22 protein-coding genes and 2 pseudogenes are annotated in these 19,518 nt (G+C 72.0%); 9 read left to right on the plus strand and 15 right to left on the minus strand.

Features of this window, described 5'->3' with window-relative positions; genetic code table 11:
* Positions 1-103 precede the first annotated feature (103 nt).
* The 4 genes from KXC43_RS43235 to KXC43_RS43250 are packed head-to-tail and all read right to left on the minus strand — an operon-like array spanning position 104 to position 4,258.
* Positions 104-883, minus strand: a complete 780-nt coding sequence (locus tag KXC43_RS43235) for an endonuclease/exonuclease/phosphatase family protein (protein ID WP_221382089.1) — start codon at positions 881-883, stop codon at positions 104-106.
* Positions 880-2,346, minus strand: a complete 1,467-nt coding sequence (locus KXC43_RS43240) for a phosphatase PAP2 family protein (protein ID WP_221382090.1) — start codon at positions 2,344-2,346, stop codon at positions 880-882. Before KXC43_RS43240 ends, KXC43_RS43235 begins: the two co-directional genes overlap by 4 nt.
* Before the next feature lie 9 nt (positions 2,347-2,355).
* On the minus strand, positions 2,356-3,315 hold the full coding sequence (locus tag KXC43_RS43245; protein ID WP_255645814.1) for a YihY/virulence factor BrkB family protein: 960 nt from the start codon (positions 3,313-3,315) through the stop codon (positions 2,356-2,358).
* 28 nt (positions 3,316-3,343) lie between these two features.
* The gene (locus tag KXC43_RS43250) at positions 3,344-4,258 is read right to left on the minus strand and encodes a diacylglycerol/lipid kinase family protein (protein WP_221382169.1); all 915 of its coding nucleotides are present in this window, start codon (positions 4,256-4,258) and stop codon (positions 3,344-3,346) included.
* A 110-nt stretch (positions 4,259-4,368) separates the two neighbouring features.
* Between KXC43_RS43250 and KXC43_RS43255 the strand changes: the two genes are divergently transcribed.
* Together KXC43_RS43255 and KXC43_RS43260 are read left to right on the plus strand one after the other, a co-directional pair.
* A complete protein-coding gene (locus KXC43_RS43255; RefSeq protein ID WP_221382092.1) occupies positions 4,369-5,145 on the plus strand; it encodes an MBL fold metallo-hydrolase in 777 nt (258 codons plus the stop codon).
* Complete coding sequence (locus KXC43_RS43260) at positions 5,142-5,741, plus strand: DedA family protein (protein WP_221382093.1); 600 nt, start codon at positions 5,142-5,144, stop codon at positions 5,739-5,741. The genes KXC43_RS43255 and KXC43_RS43260 overlap by 4 nt, the downstream gene beginning before the upstream one ends.
* 7 nt (positions 5,742-5,748) lie before the next feature.
* On the opposite strand, the gene KXC43_RS43265 is transcribed toward KXC43_RS43260, so the two are convergent.
* Positions 5,749-6,693, minus strand: coding sequence for a serine hydrolase (locus KXC43_RS43265; protein WP_308129520.1), 945 nt, complete (start codon positions 6,691-6,693; stop codon positions 5,749-5,751).
* Between the two features lie 149 nt (positions 6,694-6,842).
* Between KXC43_RS43265 and KXC43_RS43270 the strand changes: the two genes are divergently transcribed.
* Positions 6,843-7,862 (plus strand): methyl-accepting chemotaxis protein, encoded by a 1,020-nt coding sequence (locus KXC43_RS43270; protein WP_221382094.1) that lies wholly within the window; start codon positions 6,843-6,845, stop codon positions 7,860-7,862.
* Positions 7,863-7,894: 32 nt separating this feature from the next.
* On the opposite strand, the gene KXC43_RS43275 is transcribed toward KXC43_RS43270, so the two are convergent.
* The 5 genes from KXC43_RS43275 to KXC43_RS43295 form a co-directional block, all read right to left on the minus strand.
* Positions 7,895-8,374: a mycothiol transferase gene (locus tag KXC43_RS43275; RefSeq protein WP_255645815.1), complete on the minus strand. Its 480-nt coding sequence runs from the start codon at positions 8,372-8,374 to the stop codon at positions 7,895-7,897.
* A 253-nt stretch (positions 8,375-8,627) separates the two neighbouring features.
* Positions 8,628-9,284: a sensor domain-containing protein gene (locus KXC43_RS43280; RefSeq protein WP_221382095.1), complete on the minus strand. Its 657-nt coding sequence runs from the start codon at positions 9,282-9,284 to the stop codon at positions 8,628-8,630.
* 252 nt (positions 9,285-9,536) lie between these two features.
* Positions 9,537-10,565: a S1 family peptidase gene (locus KXC43_RS43285; protein ID WP_308129521.1), complete on the minus strand. Its 1,029-nt coding sequence runs from the start codon at positions 10,563-10,565 to the stop codon at positions 9,537-9,539.
* A gap of 160 nt (positions 10,566-10,725) precedes the next feature.
* Positions 10,726-11,982 carry an FAD/NAD(P)-binding protein gene (locus tag KXC43_RS52480; protein ID WP_221382096.1) on the minus strand — a complete coding sequence of 419 codons (1,257 nt, stop codon included), beginning with the start codon at positions 11,980-11,982 and terminating at the stop codon, positions 10,726-10,728.
* Positions 11,979-12,476 carry a winged helix-turn-helix domain-containing protein gene (locus KXC43_RS43295; protein WP_221382097.1) on the minus strand — a complete coding sequence of 166 codons (498 nt, stop codon included), beginning with the start codon at positions 12,474-12,476 and terminating at the stop codon, positions 11,979-11,981. The genes KXC43_RS52480 and KXC43_RS43295 overlap by 4 nt, the downstream gene beginning before the upstream one ends.
* A gap of 319 nt (positions 12,477-12,795) precedes the next feature.
* Here KXC43_RS43295 and KXC43_RS43300 point away from each other — a divergent pair, with 319 nt between their 5' ends.
* Positions 12,796-13,344 (plus strand): flavin reductase family protein, encoded by a 549-nt coding sequence (locus KXC43_RS43300; RefSeq protein ID WP_221382098.1) that lies wholly within the window; start codon positions 12,796-12,798, stop codon positions 13,342-13,344.
* Between the two features lie 13 nt (positions 13,345-13,357).
* A complete protein-coding gene (locus tag KXC43_RS43305; protein WP_221382099.1) occupies positions 13,358-13,825 on the plus strand; it encodes an NADPH-dependent FMN reductase in 468 nt (155 codons plus the stop codon).
* Here KXC43_RS43305 and KXC43_RS43310 read toward each other — a convergent pair.
* Positions 13,818-15,464, minus strand: coding sequence for a S8 family serine peptidase (locus tag KXC43_RS43310; RefSeq protein WP_255645816.1), 1,647 nt, complete (start codon positions 15,462-15,464; stop codon positions 13,818-13,820). The genes KXC43_RS43305 and KXC43_RS43310 overlap by 8 nt on opposite strands.
* 137 nt (positions 15,465-15,601) lie before the next feature.
* Here KXC43_RS43310 and KXC43_RS43315 point away from each other — a divergent pair, with 137 nt between their 5' ends.
* Positions 15,602-15,724 carry a ribosomal protein bL36 gene (locus KXC43_RS43315; RefSeq protein WP_127501833.1) on the plus strand — a complete coding sequence of 41 codons (123 nt, stop codon included), beginning with the start codon at positions 15,602-15,604 and terminating at the stop codon, positions 15,722-15,724.
* Between the two features lie 66 nt (positions 15,725-15,790).
* On the opposite strand, the pseudogene KXC43_RS43320 reads toward KXC43_RS43315, so the two are convergent.
* Positions 15,791-15,958 (minus strand): annotated as a pseudogene (locus KXC43_RS43320) (response regulator transcription factor); the annotation flags it as partial.
* Between the two features lies 1 nt (position 15,959).
* Positions 15,960-16,067 (minus strand): annotated as a pseudogene (locus tag KXC43_RS53685) (ATP-binding protein); the annotation flags it as partial.
* A gap of 30 nt (positions 16,068-16,097) precedes the next feature.
* Between KXC43_RS53685 and KXC43_RS43325 the strand changes: the two are divergent.
* Together KXC43_RS43325 and KXC43_RS43330 are read left to right on the plus strand one after the other, a co-directional pair.
* On the plus strand, positions 16,098-17,435 hold the full coding sequence (locus KXC43_RS43325; protein WP_221382101.1) for a hypothetical protein: 1,338 nt from the start codon (positions 16,098-16,100) through the stop codon (positions 17,433-17,435).
* Between the two features lie 17 nt (positions 17,436-17,452).
* Positions 17,453-17,986 (plus strand): dihydrofolate reductase family protein, encoded by a 534-nt coding sequence (locus tag KXC43_RS43330; RefSeq protein ID WP_221382102.1) that lies wholly within the window; start codon positions 17,453-17,455, stop codon positions 17,984-17,986.
* Between the two features lie 3 nt (positions 17,987-17,989).
* On the opposite strand, the gene KXC43_RS43335 is transcribed toward KXC43_RS43330, so the two are convergent.
* On the minus strand, positions 17,990-18,385 hold the full coding sequence (locus KXC43_RS43335) for a VOC family protein (RefSeq protein ID WP_221382103.1): 396 nt from the start codon (positions 18,383-18,385) through the stop codon (positions 17,990-17,992).
* 83 nt (positions 18,386-18,468) lie between these two features.
* Between KXC43_RS43335 and KXC43_RS43340 the strand changes: the two genes are divergently transcribed.
* On the plus strand, positions 18,469-18,882 hold the full coding sequence (locus tag KXC43_RS43340; protein WP_251798358.1) for a MarR family winged helix-turn-helix transcriptional regulator: 414 nt from the start codon (positions 18,469-18,471) through the stop codon (positions 18,880-18,882).
* On the opposite strand, the gene KXC43_RS43345 is transcribed toward KXC43_RS43340, so the two are convergent.
* A complete protein-coding gene (locus KXC43_RS43345) occupies positions 18,879-19,457 on the minus strand; it encodes an MmpS family transport accessory protein (RefSeq protein ID WP_221382104.1) in 579 nt (192 codons plus the stop codon). The two genes, KXC43_RS43340 and KXC43_RS43345, sit on opposite strands and share 4 nt — an antisense overlap.
* Positions 19,458-19,518 lie beyond the last annotated feature (61 nt).

Genomic DNA, 19,518 nt, shown 5'->3' on the forward strand with positions numbered 1-19,518 from the left:
TTTCGTACGGTCTTCACCGCCACCCATTGTTACATGACTAGTTGCTGCATGACAGGCCGCAGGTGCCGGCTATGCGGAAGAGAGGCCGCGTCGGCGGGTGTCATCACACCGGCAGGTCCACGCGGACCGGGTAGTGGTCGGAGGCGTACTCGGTCTCGTCGCCGCGGATCACGGTCATGTTTGTGGCGCCCTCGGCCAGGGTGGGGCCGGCCAGCACGTAGTCGAGGCGCATGCGGGAGAACTCGCGGCCGCCGCCCTTGGTGGTGGGGACGGTCAGTGGGGAGCCGGTGCCGGCCACGCGCCACAGGTCGGTGTAGCCGGCGTCCAGGAAGGCGGCCACTGCTCTGGTGTCGGCGGAGCCGTCGCGGGCGAGGTGGCGGGCGCGCAGGAAGCCGGGTTGCGGCGCCAGCGTCTCGGTGTGGTCGGTGCCGGGGTCGAGGCCGTTCAGGTCGCCGGCTATCACCGTGGGGAGCCGGGTGGGGCGGTAGCGATGGGCCAGCCACACGGCTTCGCGCATGCGGCGGTACGGCGAGAAAGGGTTCAGGTGGGCGCTGACGATGCGCAGCGGGCCGGAGTCGGTGGCTACCGTGACCACCGCGGCGGCGTGGTGGAGGCGCCAGCGGACCTCGGCGCGGTCGATGATTTCGAGCGGCGGGCGGACCAGCACGGCCACCGGCTGGCCCAGGAAGGAGCGGGCCAGGTGGGGCGCCATGCCGACGGCCTCGGCGAGCTCGTTCATCACGCGGCCGTCGTTGCGGTCGAAGTTGCGCAGCTCCTGCAGGGCCAGCAGGTCGGGCTGCTCGCGGCGGATCACGGCGGCGACGGCTTCCAGGCGGCCGGCGCCGCCCGTCTTGATGTTCCAGGTGACGAAGCGCAGCGTCATGCGGTCACCGCCTGGCGGTCGCGCACCTCGTGAGCCTCTTCGGCGGCCTCGGTGACCGTCTCGGCGTGGTCGTTGGGGCGGATGATCAGGTAGAGGGCGCCCACCCAGCACAGCGTCAGCAGGGACGCGCCCAGAACGTCGGTCGGGTGGTGCATGCCGCGGTACATCCGGGACAGTGCCACCATCGCCGGCATCAGGACGGCGAGGACCGGGAAGATCCAGCGCCACCACTGGCGTACGCGGGGCATGCTGACGACCGCGATGGCCGCCCACAGGCACATGGTGGCGGCGATGTGGCCCGACGGGAACGACGACGTGGGCATCTGGCCGTCGAGCTGTTCGACCGAGGGGCGTTCGCGACCGGTCGCGGCGGCGGCGCAGAGGAACAGGGTGAGCTCGCCGATCATGGTGAGCACGATGAACACGACGGGCCGCCACTGCCGCCACAGCGCGAGCGCGAGCGGGCAGAAGACCAGGCAGACGATGAGTACGGCGTGCGTGTCGCCGGCCTTGGAGGCGAGCCAGCTCAGGTGGTCGAGGCTTTCGGTGCGGAACGTCTGGAGCCACCGCGGCACGGCGTCGTCGAACGAGGGCTCCCAGCGCGTCACCGCGTACCCGACGAAATAGAGCAGGCCGAACGTGAACACCCAGCCGACCAGGATCTCGGCGCCCTTGGCCCACGGGTGGGGCAGCACCTTGTCCTCCGCGGGCGCGGGCACCAGGTCGTCGGCGGCGTCGGGGTCGAGGCCGTCGGTCACCGGCGGCGCCGGGTGGCCGGCCTCGCGGCGCCAGACCCGGAACGCGTACGCCGTGACACTGATCCAGGCCAGGCCGAGCATCCAGCCGGCCAGCACGTCGGAGAGGAAGTGCACGCCGAGCGCGATGCGGGTCAGTCCGACGGCCACAATGATCGCCGCCGCCACCGAGAGGATCCACGCCTTGTGCCGGCCGCGGGTGGCCGGCAACGCGATCAGCGCCAGCATGCCGTACACAATGGTCGCCCCCAGCGTGTGACCGCTCGGGAAGCTGTTGCCGCCACCGACGGCGACCGGGTCGGCGACCACCGGGCGCACCCGGCCGACCAGCGCCTTGAGCGACGGGTCGAGGACGGCCGCGCCGAGCCCGGTGACCGCCGCGTAGAGGGCGAGGCGGGGCAGGCGGCGGATCAGCAGCAGCAGGACCACCATGACGACCAGGGGCACCAGCACGCCCCGGCCGCCGGCCGACGTGATGGTGGTGAGCACCTTGACCACGGCGGGGTGCGGCGCGATGAGGTCGTTGAGGCCGGTGGCGATCGACTGGTCGAGCCGCCGCAGCGGGCTCCACTGCGACCGTACGAGCAGAAGGAGGGTGCCGAAGGCCAGGCCGGCCAGGACGACGGCGGTCAGGCCGGCCACGCTGCGTTCGGCGAAGTGCCGCAAGGGGGCCCAGCCGGTGCGTTCTACCACTCGGTTGTCGGTCACGGCCCGGTTTTACCCGGAGCGCCGATTCCGTACACCGCTGGTCGGGCGGGCCGAGGGCTCCCATTTGTCCTTCTTGGCCGGCCGCGGAGCACCCACCCGCGCCGCCTCCAACTGAGCCGCGAACGCGATGCCCAGGAACAGCGCGATGCCGGTCAGATTCGCCCAGAGCAGCAGGGCGATGATCGCGGTCAACGGCCCGTACGTGGCGCCGAAGCCCTCGGCGAAGCGGACGTACCCGGCCAGCATCAGGCTGGCCAGCCACCACAGCGCCGTGGCCAGCCCGGCGCCGAACAGCAACCAGGACAGCCCGGGCTGGTGCCGGCGCGGCGAGTACTTGAAGAGCACGGCGACCGCGAAGACGATCAGCAACAGGCTCAGCGGCCAGCGCACGAAGTCCCAGGTCACCCGCATATCATCGGCCCAGGCCCAGTGCCGGGCGGCCGCGTCTCCGAACGGTCGCCCCGCCACCAGGAGCAGGAACCCGAACAACGCGGGAATGCCGGCGACCGCGGCCAGGATCGTGGCCCGGATGTACTTGAACAACGCCGGCCGGTCCCGTTCGACGCCGTAGATCCGGTTCGCGCCCCGCTCGATCTGGCTGATCGCGGTGGTCAGCGCGAACAGGCCGGTGATCAGACCCAGGGTCAGCGCGAGCTCGCCGGCATCACTGCTGCCCTCGCTGTCCTCGAGCAGCTCGGCCACGAGCGGGTCGCTGGCGCCGGGGGTCAGTTCGAGGATCGTCTCGGCCACCACCCGTCCGCCGTCCTCCGCGCCCAGGTCGGCGGCCAGGCCGGAGAGCGCGATGAGGAACGGCACGATCGCCAGGCACAGCTGGAACGCGAACGCCCGGGCGTGGCTGAAGCCGTCGCCGTACCGGAATCGGACGAACGCGTCGCGGACCAGCGGCCAGCGGCCGTAGTGCCACAACGCCTGAACGGCTTCGTCGGCGGACAGTTCGTCCCCGCTCATGTCACGGGTCTGTGGCACAGGCTCCGTACTACTCACGGGCGGCCTCGCGGATGTCCTCGGCCGCCTCGGCCGCGGAACTCACGTCGTACGCCAGGTCGGGGTCGCCCGCGGGGCGGGGAACGCAGAGCAGGAGAGCCTTGGGCTTGATCGAGATCTTGAGGGTCCGGCCGGGCTCGATGAGGTCGCCGTCGAGCTGCCGCGGCTGGGCCGACCGGGCCTGGATCTCGACGTGCTCGGCGGTGTAGGTCTCCATCAGCGGCACACTGTTCCGGCGACGGATCACGCCCCACGCGAGCGACACCCAGTGACCCAGGTTGTTCGGGCTCAGGATGGCGACGTCGAGCTTGCCGTCGGCCGGGTCGGCCTCGGTCAGCAGGGTCACGCCGCCCTGGAGCCGGCCGACGTTGCCGACGATCACCGAACGGGGGCGGCGGGGCATCACCTTGCCGCCGTCGAGCACGATCCGTACCCGCATCGGCCGCTCCCGCAGCGCCTTGACCCCGCCTCCGATGTACGCCAGCCAGCCGATCCGCTTCTTGGCATCGTCGGAGGTCTTCTCCAGCATCTGGGCGTCGAAGCCCATGCCGGCCATCACCGCGAAGCACTTGTCGCCGGTCACGCCCACGTCGATGCGCTTCCGGCCGCCCTCGAGGGCCACCTCCACGCCGGTCGCCGGGTCGGTGCCGAGGCCCAGGTTGGCCGCGAGCAGGTTGCCGGTGCCGGCCGGGAGCACGGACATCGTCACGTCGGAGCCGGCCAGGGCGGTCACCACAGCCATCACGGTGCCGTCGCCGCCACAGGCGAAGACCAGCTCGGCCCCGTCCGCCACAGCCTGTTTCGTCTGACCTTCGCCCGGGTCCTCGGGGGTGGTCTCGTACCAGGACGGCTCCGGCCATCCGGCGCCGGCCAGGCCCTCGCCGATGATCCGGCGCAGCTCGTCCATGTCGGGCACCTTGGCGGGGTTCACTACTACGGCGCTGCGGGGTCCAGTCACGGCGACAGTGTGCCCGTCCTGGGTGGGGAACGAAACTCGGCTTCTGTACGGTAAATTGCGTGAGCACGACTTCGGTCACCTGGTGGGGGCACAGCACCGTGTGGCTGGCCGACTCCGGCACGTCCCTGCTGACCGATCCGGTGCTCACCGGCCGGGTGGCCCACCTGCGCCGCATGGCCGGCCCGCAACCGGCGCTGCCCGGTGTCCCCGACGCGGTGCTGCTCTCCCACCTGCACGCCGACCACTTCCACGGCGCCTCGCTGCGCAAGCTGGGCGGCACTCCCCAGCTGATCGTGCCGCGGGGGGCCGGGCCGTTCGTGGTCAAGTGCCTGGGCACCGAGGCGGCGGCCCGCACGGTCGAGCTCGGCCCCGGCGACGAGACGACCGTCGGTTCACTCCGGGTCCGCGCGGTGAAGGCGGCCCACGACGGCGGCCGCGGCCCGTGGTCCCGTGAACGCGCTGTCGCCGTCGGGTTCGTCGTCGAGGGCGAGGCCCGCACCTGGTTCGCGGGCGACACCGGCCTGTTCGACGAGATGAACGACCTGGCCCCGCTCGACCTGGCCCTCATACCGGTCGGCGGCTGGGGCCCCACCCTCGGCTCGCTCCACCACCTGGACGCCACGGCCGGGGCCGAGGCCCTGCGCCGGGTGAAGGCCGCGTGGGCCGTCCCGGTCCACTACGGCACGTTCTGGCCGCTCGGCATGGGCCGGGTCCGGCCGCACATGTTCCGCGACCCGGGCGAAGAGTTCGCCCGCGTCGCGTTGCGCGCCGCCCCCGACTCCCACGTGCGGGTGCTGGCCCATGGCGAGAGCCTGTCGATCGGGCGTCCCGCGTGACGGCCACTCTGGGCACGCTGGCCTGGCTTTTCGCGGTTGTGGCGTTCGGCGCCATCATTCCGATCGTCCCCACCGGGGCCGCGGTCAGCGGCGCGGCCGCGCTGGCCTTCCACGAGCACCACCCGCTGACCATCGTCTTCGTCATCGCGGCCGGCGCCGCCGGCGCGTACGTCGGCGACCTGGTCATGTACGCGATGTGCCGGGTCGGCGGCGAGAAGCTGGCCAAGCGCCTGCGCTGGCTGCGCGACGAAGAGCATCTGGTGTCGGTCAAGGAGCGCCTGCACGAGAAGCAGATCCCGGTGCTGCTGGTCTCGCGGCTGATCCCCGGCGGCCGCGTGCCGGTGCTGCTGGCCGCCGCCTTCCTGGGCATGCCCTGGCGTACGTTCGTGGTGGCCAACGCCCCCGCCTGCGCTCTGTGGTCGGCCGTCTACGCGGGCATCGGCGTGGCCGGCGGCTCGATCTTCCCCGAGCCGTGGGAGGGCGTGGTCGCGGCCGTCGTGCTGATCCTGATCATCAACCAGACCGTCTCGTGGATCTCGAAGCGGCGCGAGGCCCGCGCCGCCGCTGCCGCTAACACCTCGGGTGCCGGCGCCTGAGCTCCGCTCAGTACTTGAGGTGCTGGCGCGTGAGCTTGGCGACCTTCTGTACCGTCGTGATGCCGCCCGACATCGTGGCGTTGTCGTGCGAGAGGACGGCGATCGAGACGTCGGTGCCCGGTCCGGTGACCCGGCCGACCGAGTTGATGATCCAGCGGTAGTTCTCGGTCGAGCGGGCCAGCCAGCCGTTCTTGACCGTGAACTTCTCGGTGCTCCGGGCGACCGCCGGCACGCCCCAGTCCTGGCTGTCGTCGACGGTGCTCATCAGCGTGTAGGCCAGCTTGCGCGAGCCGGCGTCGAGCGGCCCCGACGTGTCGGTCAGCTCGGCCAGCAACTTGACCTGGTCGTTCACCGTCGTGCGAGTCAGCCCCCAGGCACTGTTGACCTTGGTCTCGGTGAGGCCCAGCCGCTTGTTGCAGGCGCCCACCCCCGAGGCCCGGCCCAGCTTCGAGAACAGCGAGGTGGTGGCATCGTTGTCGCTGAGCCGGATCATGCGCTTGGCCAGGGAGAGCTCGGTGGCCGTGAGATCACGACGGGCGTCCTGGGCCTTCAGCAGCAGGCAGGCCAGCACCTGCACTTTCACGACGCTCGCGGTCTCGTATTTCTCGGTTCCCCGGTACGAGTAACGCTGCCCCGTGCGGCGGTCGAGCACCGCGACGGAGAACTCCGGGGCCGACGCGGCGTACTTCTTGAGGGCGGCGTCGAGCGCCTTGACCCGGGCGGCGCGCACCGCGGCCGGGCTGGGCGTCTTCTGCGCGGCCGGAGCCTGGGCTTGAGCGCCTTGCCGCGGGGCGGCCTGCGCCTGGGCTCGAACGCCGGCTTCGCTGAAGGTGCCGGCAAGCGGTCGCGTGCTGCCCCCGGAGTCGCGCATCATGCTCACCCCGACCAACCCCGCACCCCCGAGGACGCCCGCCATCGCGGCGCCCAGGATCCAGTTTCGCGTACGTCGCACGCCTGCCATAGTGCCAACTCGCGACGGTTCATGGGCGCCCCAGGGTGCTCCACGTACGAGATTGACAGGAAGTATCGACTTTCGGCGTACATCGCGCTCACCGAGGGTGATCACGTTTGAGGCGTGCCTCCCTGGCGCATCATGGGAACATGCGCATCCCGTTGCTGTCACCGTCCACCATTGCCGAGCTGGCCCGTTCCGCCGTCGGCCAGGTGGTGGAGACGGCGGCCGCAGCGGCCACGGTCCCCGTCCGGGTGCTCGGCCTGCTGGGCCAGACCGAGCTGCTGGTCAGCCGCGTGACCATGCTCGCCGACGAGGCCGAGGCCCTGATCCAGAGGGTCACCGCGGTGGTCGAGGCGGCCGAGTCGACGGTCGCCGACGCCCGCTCGATAGCCACCACCGCCTCCGGCGTAGTGGGCCAGGCCGTCGACATCAGCTCACGCGCCGGCACGGTCGTCGGCAATGCCGAGCAGATCAGCTCCCGGGCCGGCCTCGTAGTGGGCACCGCCGAAGAGATCAGCTCCCGCGCCGGCACGGTCGTGGGCAACGCGGAAGAGATCAGCTCTCGGGCCGGCACGGTCGTGGGCAACGCGGAAGAGATCAGCTCTCGGGCCGGTGCGGTTGTCGGGCGGGCTGAGGATGTCAGCGGGCGCGCGGCCGCGGTCGTCGGGACGGCCGAGGAAGTCAGCGGCCGAGCCGGCGCCGTGGTGGGCCGGGCCGAGCAGGTCAGCGAGCGCACCGAGGGCGTGGTCCTGCGCGCGGTCGGCATCTCGGACGCCGCCGCGGGCGTGGTCGACCGGGCCACCGCAGTCAGCGCCCAGGCCGAGACGGTGGTGGGCCGGGCCGACAAGACCGCCAAGGAAGCGGCCCTGCTGCTGGCCGCCTACTCGGAGGCGCTCATGAAGGGCGCCCCGATCGCCCGCCGCTTCGTCGACGAGCTCTCGCCCGAGGAGGTCACGGCCGCGATCCGCATGATCGACCAGCTCCCGGCCCTGCGCTCCCACCTGGTCGACGACGTGATGCCGCTGCTCGGCAAGCTCGACCAGGTCGGCCCCGACCTGCACAAGCTGCTCGAGGTCACCGAAGACCTGCACCTGGCCATCGCCGGCCTCCCCGGCCTGAAGCTGCTCCGCCGCCGCGGCGAGGAGCGCGTCGAAGAAACCCGCTGACCGCCTCGAGCGCCCGGCGGGTGAGCGGCTCGTCAACCCGGTTGAGCGGCGGGCGGGTCCGGTGTTCGGAGCGTGTCGCGCAGCAGGTCGAGGTGGCCGCAGTGCTGAGCGGTCTCACGGATCATCTGCACCAGCATCCACCGCAGGCTGACCGGCGCCTTGCCGAACGAAGGCAGCGCCGCCCGCCCGTCGAGCGCGCCGAAGCCGGCCACGGCTGCCCGGCTGCGAGCACACGCCGACGCGTACAGGCCGCGCAGTGAGTCGACCGAGTCGTCACCGGCCGACGCCCAGGCCCAGGCCTCGTCGGTGCCGACGGACGTCCACGGCTCCGGGAAATCGGCGCCGAGCAAGATGTGGGTGAACCAGAGATCCTCCATGTGGGCCAGGTGCTTCACGATGCCGCCGACGGTCATGTCGGTGGCCGGCAGCAGACGCGCAGCCGCGGTCCGGTCGTCGACCCCGTCGAGCGCGGCCAGGACCATCGCGCGGTGCTCATCGAGGAACTGGAGCAACGTCTCGCGCTCGGGTGGGTGCAGCTGGGGAAATTCGCTCAGGACGGGACCTCCTCCCGATCACCGGTGCGGTGCGACCGGATGTGCCCCCGATTCTGCCGGGTCCGCCTCTCCCCCGGCGCCGCCCATTTCGGATCTGTGGATAACCTCGCGCACCGTCTGCCGGCCGTTGTTCCCCGCCTTCCCGAACGAGGCGGCCGGGGAACAGCACGGCGATCACGCTCGACTGATTGTCGGCCGCGGAGCAGGAGAGTTACCGGCCGAGGAACAGGAGGGCGAACCGGGCTTCGAAGCGGGCCGCGGCGCGGACGACTGCCGGCAATGTCAGCGCGAACAGCAGGCCGGCTACCAGGTAGAAGACGATCGAGGCCGCGTAGGTGTCGCTGAGGCCGAGCAGCTCCGGCAGATCGTCGTCCGGCAGCGACCAGCTCCACAGCGCGAAGGTCACGCCGCCCAGCATCCCGGCCCACCAGGTCGCCACGAACGACACGGCGATCGTGTTCGGGATGAACCGCAGGACCGCGTGGGCCAGTTCCCGCCACGCCTGCGGGTCTGCGATCACGGCCATGAGCCGTCCCGTGCGATGAACAGGCGCCGGCACCTCGAAGCCGAGCACGGCGGCAGCCCGCGCGCGCTCTCGAGCGGCGAACCGGTGCGACTGCACCAGGGCAAGAACCAGCAGCGGCACCCCGATCCAGACAACAGCCAGACTGATACCGGCCGTAAAGGCGGTCAGGCAGACGACGAACGATGCCACCGCCAGCGGGAACCCACTCAGGACATACAGCGAGTCGGCAACCACCCGACGTGCCGGCGGAACTTCGAGCTGGGCTTCCAGGGGGTGAGCGGCTGCCCGAGGCGCGTCGGGCTGAGCAAAGGCGGAGGGCGTCTCGAGCTGAGTTGTCGTCATGTCCACGACGCTATTGACCCGCGCTCCGGCAACCGATCCGGCAAGCCACCCGATCCGGGGTAGGGCTGGCCCTACCCTCCGACGACGGATTCCTCGGGTTGGTCATGAGCGCCGGGGACAAACAGGACTGCTGGAGCCTGCGGAGCCGACTACCGCCGCGTGAACGGTCGTCAGCCGGCCCGCCGCGCATGCGAACGGCCCCGCCGATGAGGGCGGGGCCGTTCGGGAATCAGCGATTCAGGAGCGGGACGATCAGAACACCTGGACGCCGTACACGTTCAGGGCCTCGGTGACCGGCTGGAAGTAGGTCGTTCCGCCGGTGCTGCAGTTACCGCTGCCGCCCGAGGTCAGGCCGAGGGCCGTCGTGCCGGCGTAGAGCGGGCCGCCGCTGTCGCCCGGCTGGGCGCAGACCGTGGTGCGGATGAGGCCGGAGACCGAGCCCTCGGCGTAGTTGACCGTGCTGTTGAGGGCGGTCACCCGGCCGGACCGGATGCCGGTGGTGGAGCCGCGGCGGGTGACCGTGGCGCCGACGGCGGGGGTGCCGGCGGAGCTGATCTCCTGCGAACCGACGGTGCCGCTCTTGGTGATGCTGGTGTTCGTGTAGCGGACGATGCCGTAGTCGTTGCCGGGGAAGCTGCTGCCCGCGCGGGTGCCCAGGGTGGCCGAGCCGTTCGTCCAGGTCGAGGCGATGTTGGTGCAGTGGCCGGCGGTCAGGAAGTAGTAGGTGCTGCCGGAGCGCACGTTGAAGCCGAGCGAGCAGCGACCGCCGCCGGCGTAGATGGCGTCGCCGCCGCTGATCTTCGTGCTGAGCGTGCCCGCGGTCTTCTCGATGCGAGCGTTGTCGCCGAGCTTGGCCACGGTGGCCTCGACGGAGGCGAGCGCGGCGCCGGTGACCGAGCTGTCGACCTCGACGACGACCTGGTTGCTGACCGGGTCGACGGCGAACGCGGTGCCGGGGGTCTTCAGGCTGCTCTTGAGGGCGTTGTCGGCCGCGGCCAGCTGGGCGCCGGTGCGGCTGACGAAGCGCGGGGTGGCGCCGGCGGCCTTGACCGACTTGGCGGTCGCGGCGTCGGTGACGTTGACGACGACCTTGCCGGCCGAGTCGATGTAGGAGCCGGCGGCGTTGACGCCGAACTGGGAGTCGAGCTTCTGGGACAGAGCGGACGGGGCGAAGGAGTCGCCGGAGGGGGCGGCCGACGCGGGTGAGGCGGCGAGTCCGGTGCCGACGAGCATGCAGGCAGCAAGGCCGACGATCGGCCGGCGCAGCTTCCGGTTGAGCACGGGGGTCCTCCCAGGGGGGTGGGGGTACGCCGGATCCGGCGTACCGCTCTGCCCTCGGAGTATTGAGGCATCTCGATGGTTCGACAAGATGTTCACATTCTCGCGTCCCTGAACGAAACCCTCTGACCTGCGCGAACACCCACGCATAGCGCGAATCGTATTATCCAACCGGGATGGCTAGACCCCGAGCCTGCGAGCGGATCTCGGGTACGGCCGTCGTCTCCCACCGGGCGCCCCGGCGCAGCGGCCCGATCAGCCATCGGTCCTGCTGAACGCGCCCGTCGGCGCCGATCAGCCGGCCGGCCGGGTCGATGTCGAGCCCCAGCCCGTGCGGGCCGACCCGGGCCTGGCCGGCCGTGAGCAGGCTGCCCACGAACGATCCCGCGGCCTCCGGCAGCCGGCCGGGCCCGGCACAGTTCACCACCGCGCCGAACCACTGCACGCCCGCCTCGAGCTCGACGAGCAGGCCTCCGGCGGCCGGCGCGGTCATCGAGCGGATGCCGCCCGCCCGCACCTCGAACCGGCCCTCCTCCCGCAACCGGGCGATCCGGGCGCCCACCGAGGGGGCCATCCGGTGCCGGTGGCACTCCCAGGGGCGGGCGAGGTGGCGCAGGAACGCCTCCTGCTCGTCGGGGGTGAAGGCGGTCCACAGCTCGTCCAGGTACGGACGCAGCCCGTCGACCACAGCCCGCCAGTCCCCCGCGCGGGCCGCCTCGGCCCGCACGGCCCGCACGATGTCGCGCAGGGTCGCGCAGTCGTCGAGCGCGAGCCCGACCGGCGGCGCGGCCACCTCGGTGTGGGTCAGCGGCAGCTGGCCCCGGCGGCTGACCGCGGTGATCGGCGCGTCCCGGTCCGAGGCGGTGAGCGTGAGCGCGACGTCGATCGCGGTCAGCCCGGCCCCGACCAGCAGCACCGGGACGTCGGACGGGATGGCGTCGAGCGCACCCTTGGCCCACGGGTCGCCGATGTAGTCGGGGTGGTCGGGCCGGGCCGCGGGCTGCGCGGCGGCCGGATTGCCGGTCGCGACGACGACGCTCTCGGCCCGCACCTCGGTTCCGTCGGCGAGGCGCACGCCGGTCGCGGTCAGTCCGGCCGCCCGGGCCCGGCGCACGTCCAGGCGCTCCGAGGAGGGCAGGACGGAGCGCAGGTAGCGGCCGTATTCGGCTCGCGGGCGGAACTCGTCGGGCGAGCAGCCGGCCCAGCGCGCGAAGTGCCCCGGGTCGTCGGGATCGGCGCTCATCGCACCGGCCCGCGAGTTGAGCAGGTGCCACGGCCGGGCCGAGCCGTAGGCCAGACCGCCGCCCGGCTCGTCCGGCTCGATCAGCACGACCCGGTCGTCGGTGCCGCGCAGCAGCTCGCGGGTGGCCAGCACGCCGGCACACCCACCGCCGACGACGGCGACGGTCCGACGGGTCACCGCTCGACCACGGTGACGCAGGCGTCGTCGGCCAGGCGGTAGCCGAGCCCGTAGACGGTGGTCACGACCTCGGGGTCGGCCAGCTTGGTGCGCAGGCGGCTCACGTGCACGTCGACCGTCCGGTTGGTGGTGTGCGTGTGCCCCCACACCTGGGCCAGCAGCTGACTGCGGCTGAACACCTGGCGCGGGTGCCGCGCGAGGAACAGCAGCAGGTCGTACTCGAGGCGGCTCAGGTCGAGCTGCTGACCGGCCCGGACCGCGGTGCGGGCGCCGGGTTCGAGCCTCAGCGCGTCGCCGGCAGCCGGCGGCTCCTCGACCGAGACGGCCGTTCCGGCCGCGTCCACGAAGTCACGCAGGGCGGCGACGACCCGGTCACGGCCCGCTCCCGAGCCCGAGATGCTGATCGTGACGGTGACGGGCGGCTCGGGCCGATCGGGCACGGGATGCAGACGGCGGCGCGGGATCGTGGGGTGGGCGACGGCGAGCGCGGACATGGGGTTCTCCCTCCGGTGGCGGCCCGAACAATATATCTCCTATCTGCAAGATAGGTTAAGACCCGACCGGCGGGTCGGCCCCTCGAAGCGGATGATCCAACCCGGGCCCGCGGTCGGGGGCGCCTCGAGGGCCCTCGACGGGGTCGGCGAGAGACGGAGAGCACACCGGAGCGAGCCGCCGGCCCACCCCCCTGCCCGGACATCGTCCGGGCAGGGGAGGGCGTTGGAGAACTCCCCTATGTTGGTCAAACCCTCTAGGTTTACTAGGATTTGAGAAGGGCATTGACACAGCCGCTGGAGAGAAGGGACGGTGATGGTCATGCAAGCAGCCGCAAGCGGGGCCACCGCCCCGTCCGATTCCGGGATTTCTCACTACGTGGACGTCGTGGACACCGATCTCTTCCGGGCGCTGCTGCGCCGGCATGCCGCCGCTGTCGTCGTCATCACCGCGCCCGGCGAGCCGCCCGCCGGCTTCACCGCGACGTCGTTCACGTCGGTCTCGCTCGACCCGCCGCTGGTCTCGTTCTGCCTGGCCCACACGGCCTCGGCCTGGCCCGCGGTCGAGGCCGCCGGCATCGTCGCCGTGCACGTCCTGACCCAGGAGCAGGAGCAGGTGGCGCGCACCTTCTCGACCAAGGGCATCGACCGCTTCGCCACGCACGGGGCCTGGCGGCCCGGGCCGGGCGGGGTGCCGTTGCTGGACGGCGTGCTGGCCCGCATCGTCTGCTGGGTGGAACAGCGCGTCGAGGCCGGCGACCACACGATCGTGCTGGCCGCGCCCGAGACGGGCTGGCACCACGAGGACAGCTCCGTGACCCCGCTCGTCTATCACGACGGGCACTACACCCACCTGCGGCATGCCGCGTGATCCTGGAGGGTCGATGACCCAGTACGTCGTCGTGTCCGGAAACCCCCGTCCCGGTTCCCGGACCTCGATCCTGGCCACCGCCGTCGGCCGAGCCCTGGCCGAGCCGGCCCAGCCGACGATCATCGAGGTCGGTGAGCTCGGCCCGGGCCTGCTGACACCGGGCGACGAGGCGACCGCGGCCGCCGTGGCCGCGTTGAAAGAGGCCGACGTCCTGGTGGTGGCGACCCCGACCTACAAGGGCAGCTACACCGGCGTCCTCAAGGTGCTGCTCGACCAGTTGCCGGCGCAGGCGCTGGCCGGCAAGCGGGCCGTGCCGGTCGTGACAGCCGGGGTCGCGCCGCAGGCTGCCGCGGCCGAGGCTCTGCTGCGCCGGCTGCTGACCGAACTGGGCGCGGACGTGGCGGAAGGCCTGCCCGTGATCGAGGCAGACCTCCCGGATTCCGCGGCGATCGCGGAGAAGTACGCGGCTGAGTTCAGCTGACGTCGATCGTCAGGGCGCGCGTCCCCCGGACGCCGAACCTGTCGGTGAACGCCACGGTGAAGGCGGCACTGCCCGCGGTCGCCGGCGTGCCCTCGAGGGTGCCGCCGGCCGAGAGGGTCAGGCCGTCGGGCAGCGCGCCCGAGTCGACCGACCAGCTGCCGGCGCGGCCACCCGCGACCGTGAGCTGCTGGTAGTAGTAGTCGCCGACCGCGGCGGCGGGCAGCGAGGTCGTAGCGATCACCGGGGTGGTCGTGCGGACGATGACCTTGATCGAGCGGGTGACCGCCTGCGGTACGTAGTCGGTGAAGCGGACGGTGACGGCAGCCGAGCCGGGCCCGGTCGGGGTGCCGGTGATCGAGCCGTTCGGGCGCAGCGTCAGGCCGATGGGCAGCTTGCCGGCGGCGATGCTCCAGGTGCCGCGCCGAGCCGCGGTGAGGGCGAGCCGGCCGGCGTACGCCTGTCCGGCGGTCACGGTCAGCGAGGCGCTCGCGATGACCGCCTTGGCCGGCGGCCGCGGCACGAACAGCAGCCGGTTGGCCGAACCCTTGGCGTTCTTCACCCTGCTCGCCGTGGCGTTCTTGACCAGCAAATTGCGCACCTGGGCCGGGCTGAGGCCGGGCGAGGCGTCCAGAATCAGCGCGGCCGCGCCCGCGACGTGCGGGGCCGCCATCGACGTGCCGCTGGCCACCGCGGTCAAGTTGTCGCCGCCGTAGTAGTCGGAGCGGATGTTCACGCCGGGCGCGAACAGGTCGAGCGCCGTGCCGTAGTTGGAGAACGTGGCGCGGCGGTCGGCCGCGTCGGTGGCGCCGACGGTGATGGCGGCCGGCAGGTTGGCCGGGCTCATCGTGCTCGCGTTGGCGTTCTCGTTGCCGGCCGCGACCACGTAGGTGACGCCGGAGTTGATCGAGCGTTGCACGGCCGCGTTGAGCGAGGCGCTCTTCGAGCCGCCCATGCTCATGTTGGCCACAGCCGGCTTGACGGCGTGCGTCGTGACCCAGTTGACGCCCGCGATGACCTGGGACAGCGAGCCGCGGCCCTTGCAGTCGAGCACCCGGACGGCGACCAGCTCGACCTTCTTGGCCACGCCGAAGTACTGGCCACCGATCGTGCCCGCCACGTGCGTGCCGTGCCCGTTGCAGTCGTTCGCGTTGCTCGTGCCCGAGAGCGCGTCGTAGCCGTAGGAGGCGCGGCCACGGAAGTCGGCGTGGGTGATCCGGATGCCGGTGTCGAGCACGTACGCGTGCACCGAGTCGCCGTCGTCGGTCGGCGTGAACGTCTTGGACGCCTTGGTGACCCGCTGGTCGATCCGGTCGAGGCCCCAGGCCGGGTTGTTCTGCGTCGCCTGCAGGGTCAGGATCCGGTCCTGCTCCACGAAGCGCACGTCCGGATCGGCCGCCAGCCGGCGCGCCTCGGTGGCGCTCATGTCGGCGACGTAGGTGGCGCCGCCGTCGACCGACAGGGCCGAGACGTCGCCGCCGGCCGGCTCGTCGAGCGTGACGATGTACCGGCCCGGGATGGCGCCGGGCAGGCCCGTTCCGACGACGGTGCCCTCCGGCAGCGAGGCCTGAGCGGGGACGGCGGTGCCTGCGAGGACCACGGCGGCGGTGGCGGCCGCGGTGGCCAGGGTGCGCATACGCATGGCCCTGTGATCGGTGCGGCACCGCGCCGACATGAGGGGAAACCCTGCCGGCAACGCGGAAATACCGGCCCTGCCACGGTCGTTACACCCCTCGCGACCGGCGGACGCCATCGCCGGCGCGGAGAGAGGTACCGATCATGAAGGTCCGAAACTCGCTGCGGTCGCTCAAGAGCAAGCCCGGTAGCGTGGTCACTCGTCGCCGCGGCCGCCAGGTTGTGATCAACAAGAAGAACCCGCGCTGGAACGGCCGACAGGGCTGACCCGGCTGAGATAACCTGGACGAGACAAAGCCGGAGTCCCCGCCGCCACGGGGGCTCCGGCTTTTCTCATCCGCCCCGATGGGCCACGAGGGCCAGGCGTACGCGGTTGGGGCTGTTGGTCTTGGTCATGAGCGCCGTGATGTGCGTCTTGACCGTGGTGATCCCGATGTGCAGCCGCTCGGCGATCTCGGTGTTCGAGAGCCCTTCGCCCACCAGGTCCAGCACGTCCTTCTCGCACCGTGGCGACCTGCCAGCCCGCGCCGTCGGGTCCGGCGGTCAGCGTGCCGCCGAGCACCTCGACCCGCTCCCGCATGCCGGTGAGCCCGTGCCCGCCGCCCGGCGCCCCCTACCGTGGGAGGAGATACTGTCGCGCGTGATCGAGTTTCCCGCCGATGAGACGGGCCGGCGCAGCAGTGCTGCCTTCGGCCGCCACGTGGTCGCCGATGCCCTGCGCGCCGCCGACCCGGCCGCTGCCGACGCCGCCGCCGCGCAGACCGACTGGCGCCGCGGCTACCTGGCGCATTTCCGGGCGCTCGTCTCGACCGGGCTGGCCGGCGGCTACGACATCGCGGCGGCCGGGCTGGCGGCGGTGCACCACAGGATGCCGGTCACGATCGAGGCGCCCGAGCAGCCGTTCGAGACGCTGACCACGGCCGGGCGCGAAAGCCGCGAGACCGAGGTCGTGCTTCCGTACGGCCGGGAGTTGCTGCGCGGGGATGCCCTGCGGCAGCGGCTCGACGCGTGGGTGACAGCGGGAGTCGTCGAACAGTCGTGCGCCGAAGCCGTGCGCGAGGTGATGGACAACCCGGACTGGCTCGACCTGTCCGACCAGCGGCTGGTGGTGACCGGGGCCGGGGCCGAGATGGGCCCGGTGCCGGCCGTGCTGGGCTGGGGCGGCACGGTTGTCGCGGTCGACCTGCCCGCGGTGTGGGGGCGGATCTCGGCGGTCCGCTCGGCGGGCACGGTGATCGCGCCGGTGCGGCCCGGGCGCGACCCCGGCGCCGACCTGCTGACCGAGCTGAGCGCGGTCGCGCACTGGCTCGACGGGATCGAGGGCCGGCTGATCGTCGGCAATTATCTGTACGCGCCCGGGGCCGCGTACGTGCGGTTGTCAGTTGCCTTCGACGCTCTTGCCGTACGCCTGCGCGCGAGCCGCGACGACGTCGCGCTGGCCTTCCTGGCCACGCCGACCGACGTCTTCGCGGTGCCGCCGCCGGCCGTCGAGCAGTCCACGCAACGGTTCCGGGCCCGGTCCCGGCGGGCCCGCGTGACCGGGGCACTCTCCGGTGGCCGGTTGTTGCAGCCCAATTACCACGGCGACGCCATCAACGACAGCCTGGTGCCGCAGCAGGGCCCGAACTACGCGCTGGCCAAACGGATCCAGCGCTGGCGGGCGTCGGTCGCGCGCCGCGACGGCGTGGTCAGCTTCGCGGTGGCCCCGCCCACCTGGACCCGCTCGGTGACCAGCAACCGCCTGCTGGCCGCGGCCTACGCCGGCGCCCACCTCTTCGACGTCGAGATCTTCCGCCCCGAGACGGCCAACCGCCTGATGGCCCTGCTGCTGGTCCACCAGATCCGCAAGCCTCGCCCGGCCGCCCCGCTGGCCTGGCAGGACGAGGCGGAATCGGCCGCCCACGGCGGCCTGTGGCGCACCGCCTACCACCCGAGGACGGCGCTGGGCTTGGCCGCGGTGCGCGGTTTTCTGCCCTGACCGGGTAAGTGCCGGTCATGCGCAGACTCATCGTGACCGAGAACATCACCGTGGACGGCATCATCTCCCCCATGGGCGACTGGTTCGACCCCGGGACGACCGACGACGAGCTGGCCGCCGTGAACGCCCAGCACGCCGCCGCCGCCGACGGGCTGCTGCTGGGCCGGGTCACCTACGAGGAGTTCGCCGGTTTCTGGCCGCAGCAGGAGGGTGCGATCTCGGCGTACCTCGACCAGGTCGACAAGTACGTGGTCTCCACCCGCCTCGAGAAGGCCGAGTGGCAGAACACCACCATCCTCCGCGGCCCCCTGACCGACGAGGTCACCGCGCTGAAGGAGCGGGACGGCAAGGACATCACCGTCACCGGCAGCACCAGCCTCGTCCGGTCCCTGGTCCCGACCGGTCTCGTCGACGTCTACCGCTTGTTCGTTCACCCGGTGGTGCAGGGAAGCGGCATCCGCCTGTTCGACGAGGTCACGCTCCGCCTGTCCCCGGCCCGGACGAAGGCCTTCGCGTCAGGCGTGGTGCTGCTCGAGTACACCGCCGGCTGACTTTCAAGGCTTGGCCCCGGCGTCCGAGGTGATCAGCACGACATTGCCGTCCGGGTCGTCGACCATGGCCGCGTACGGGCCTTTGGTCTGGGCCGGCGCCATGCGCCCGTGGTGGCCGGCCGCGGTGAGCTTGGCCCACTCGGCGTCGACGGCCGCGTCATCGCCGACGTAGAACTCGAGGAACTGCTGGTAGCCGCGCTCGGGACGCACCCAGTCGGGATCGTTGGCGGCGGCGAAGCCCTCAGCCAGCACGAGGGTGACGCCGCTGTCCATCCGGTAGAGCGCGGCGGGATGATCGGCGAGCGGCTCGGGAATGTCGAGCCCGAGGAGCCGGTAGAACTCGATCGATCGACGCAGATCACGGACGTCGAGGCCGATCATGCCGAGCTGGGTTCCCATGGTGGTCCCTTCTCTCATTCGTAAGCACTTACCTACGATCTATGCATGCTTACGATATGTCAAGGCGTGAGAAGGTAGGAGGCGTGCGAGGCGAGGAGCGAGCGGATCTCGCGGCCATGGTGGGGCGGCTGGCCCGCCGGCTGATCGCGGCGGAGGAGCCGATCCTGGCCCGGCACGAGATCTCCATGTGGGCGTACGTGGTGCTCAGCTCACTGCGCGAGGGGCCGACGCGGACGCAGGCGGCGCTGGCCGCGGCAATCAACGCCGACAAGACGCGGCTCATCCCGGTGCTCGACGACCTGCAACGACGCGGGCTGATCGAGCGGACGCCCGACCCCGCCGACCGGCGCGTACGCCTGCTCAGCCTGACCCCGGCCGGCCGGAACCGGCAGCGGGCGGTGCAGGCCGAGATCCGCGCGGAGGAAGAGGCCCTGCTGGCCGGGCTGGCCGAGGACGAGCGGGCCGGCTTCCTGGCCGCGCTGAAGGCGCTGAGCTAAGCGGAGCACTGCGGGGCGGCGTAGCGGCCTCGCTGGACGGCGGTGGTGAGTTCCTTGCCGCCGACGGTGATCGAGCAGGTCATCGCGCCGGTGCCGCCCTCTTTGCGCTGGGCCAGCAGCACCAGCGGGGGCTTGTCGCCGACGACCGTGAAGGTGAGCCGCCACGGCAGCGACACCTCGCCCTTGCGGATGATGTCGCGGTCCTGGTCGGTGTATTCGACCCGGGCCAGGTCACCCCGGCCGCTCGACGTGACCAGGTAGACGACCTCGACCGGCGCGGCGGCGGACGGCGGATCGGTCTCGACGACCGGCGCCACGGCGGTGGCGGCGGGGGCCCGGCCGGGCCGATCGCCGTCGCTGACCGCGGTGAGCAGGACGCCGGAGAAGCAGGCGAGGACCGCGAGGACGGAGGCCGCGAACCACACGAAGCGCCGGTCGCGTCGCGGTGGGGCCTGTTCGACGTAGCCGTCGTCGGGGACAGGGGCTACCGGCATGCTGGGGGCGGCGTACGCGGCGGGTGTGGGCGGCCGGGACCGGCGGTCGTCGGGTCCACCGTCCTGATCGGCGTTCGTCACAACCTCACAGTAGGGGGACGGTGCCAACCAGTCACGGCGGCGCCGAATTGTCGTACCGGGG

This window comes from Paractinoplanes polyasparticus (assembly GCF_019710575.1).
Classification (GTDB): Bacteria; Actinomycetota; Actinomycetes; order Mycobacteriales; family Micromonosporaceae; genus Actinoplanes; species Actinoplanes polyasparticus.

Excerpts from the sequence above, each read along its gene's own strand:
- KXC43_RS43235 (WP_221382089.1), bottom strand. The coding sequence starts at position 883 with ATGACGCTGCGCTTCGTCACCTGGAACATCAAGACGGGCGGCGCCGGC.
- KXC43_RS43245 (WP_255645814.1), bottom strand. The coding sequence starts at position 3,315 with ATGAGCGGGGACGAACTGTCCGCCGACGAAGCCGTTCAGGCGTTGTGG.
- KXC43_RS43250 (WP_221382169.1), bottom strand. The coding sequence starts at position 4,258 with ATGGACGAGCTGCGCCGGATCATCGGCGAGGGCCTGGCCGGCGCCGGA.
- KXC43_RS43270 (WP_221382094.1), top strand. The coding sequence starts at position 6,843 with ATGCGCATCCCGTTGCTGTCACCGTCCACCATTGCCGAGCTGGCCCGT.
- KXC43_RS43280 (WP_221382095.1), bottom strand. The coding sequence starts at position 9,284 with ATGACGACAACTCAGCTCGAGACGCCCTCCGCCTTTGCTCAGCCCGAC.
- KXC43_RS43295 (WP_221382097.1), bottom strand. The coding sequence starts at position 12,476 with ATGTCCGCGCTCGCCGTCGCCCACCCCACGATCCCGCGCCGCCGTCTG.
- KXC43_RS43300 (WP_221382098.1), top strand. The coding sequence starts at position 12,796 with ATGCAAGCAGCCGCAAGCGGGGCCACCGCCCCGTCCGATTCCGGGATT.
- KXC43_RS43305 (WP_221382099.1), top strand. The coding sequence starts at position 13,358 with ATGACCCAGTACGTCGTCGTGTCCGGAAACCCCCGTCCCGGTTCCCGG.
- KXC43_RS43310 (WP_255645816.1), bottom strand. The coding sequence starts at position 15,464 with ATGCGTATGCGCACCCTGGCCACCGCGGCCGCCACCGCCGCCGTGGTC.
- KXC43_RS43315 (WP_127501833.1), top strand. The coding sequence starts at position 15,602 with ATGAAGGTCCGAAACTCGCTGCGGTCGCTCAAGAGCAAGCCCGGTAGC.
- KXC43_RS43330 (WP_221382102.1), top strand. The coding sequence starts at position 17,453 with ATGCGCAGACTCATCGTGACCGAGAACATCACCGTGGACGGCATCATC.
- KXC43_RS43335 (WP_221382103.1), bottom strand. The coding sequence starts at position 18,385 with ATGGGAACCCAGCTCGGCATGATCGGCCTCGACGTCCGTGATCTGCGT.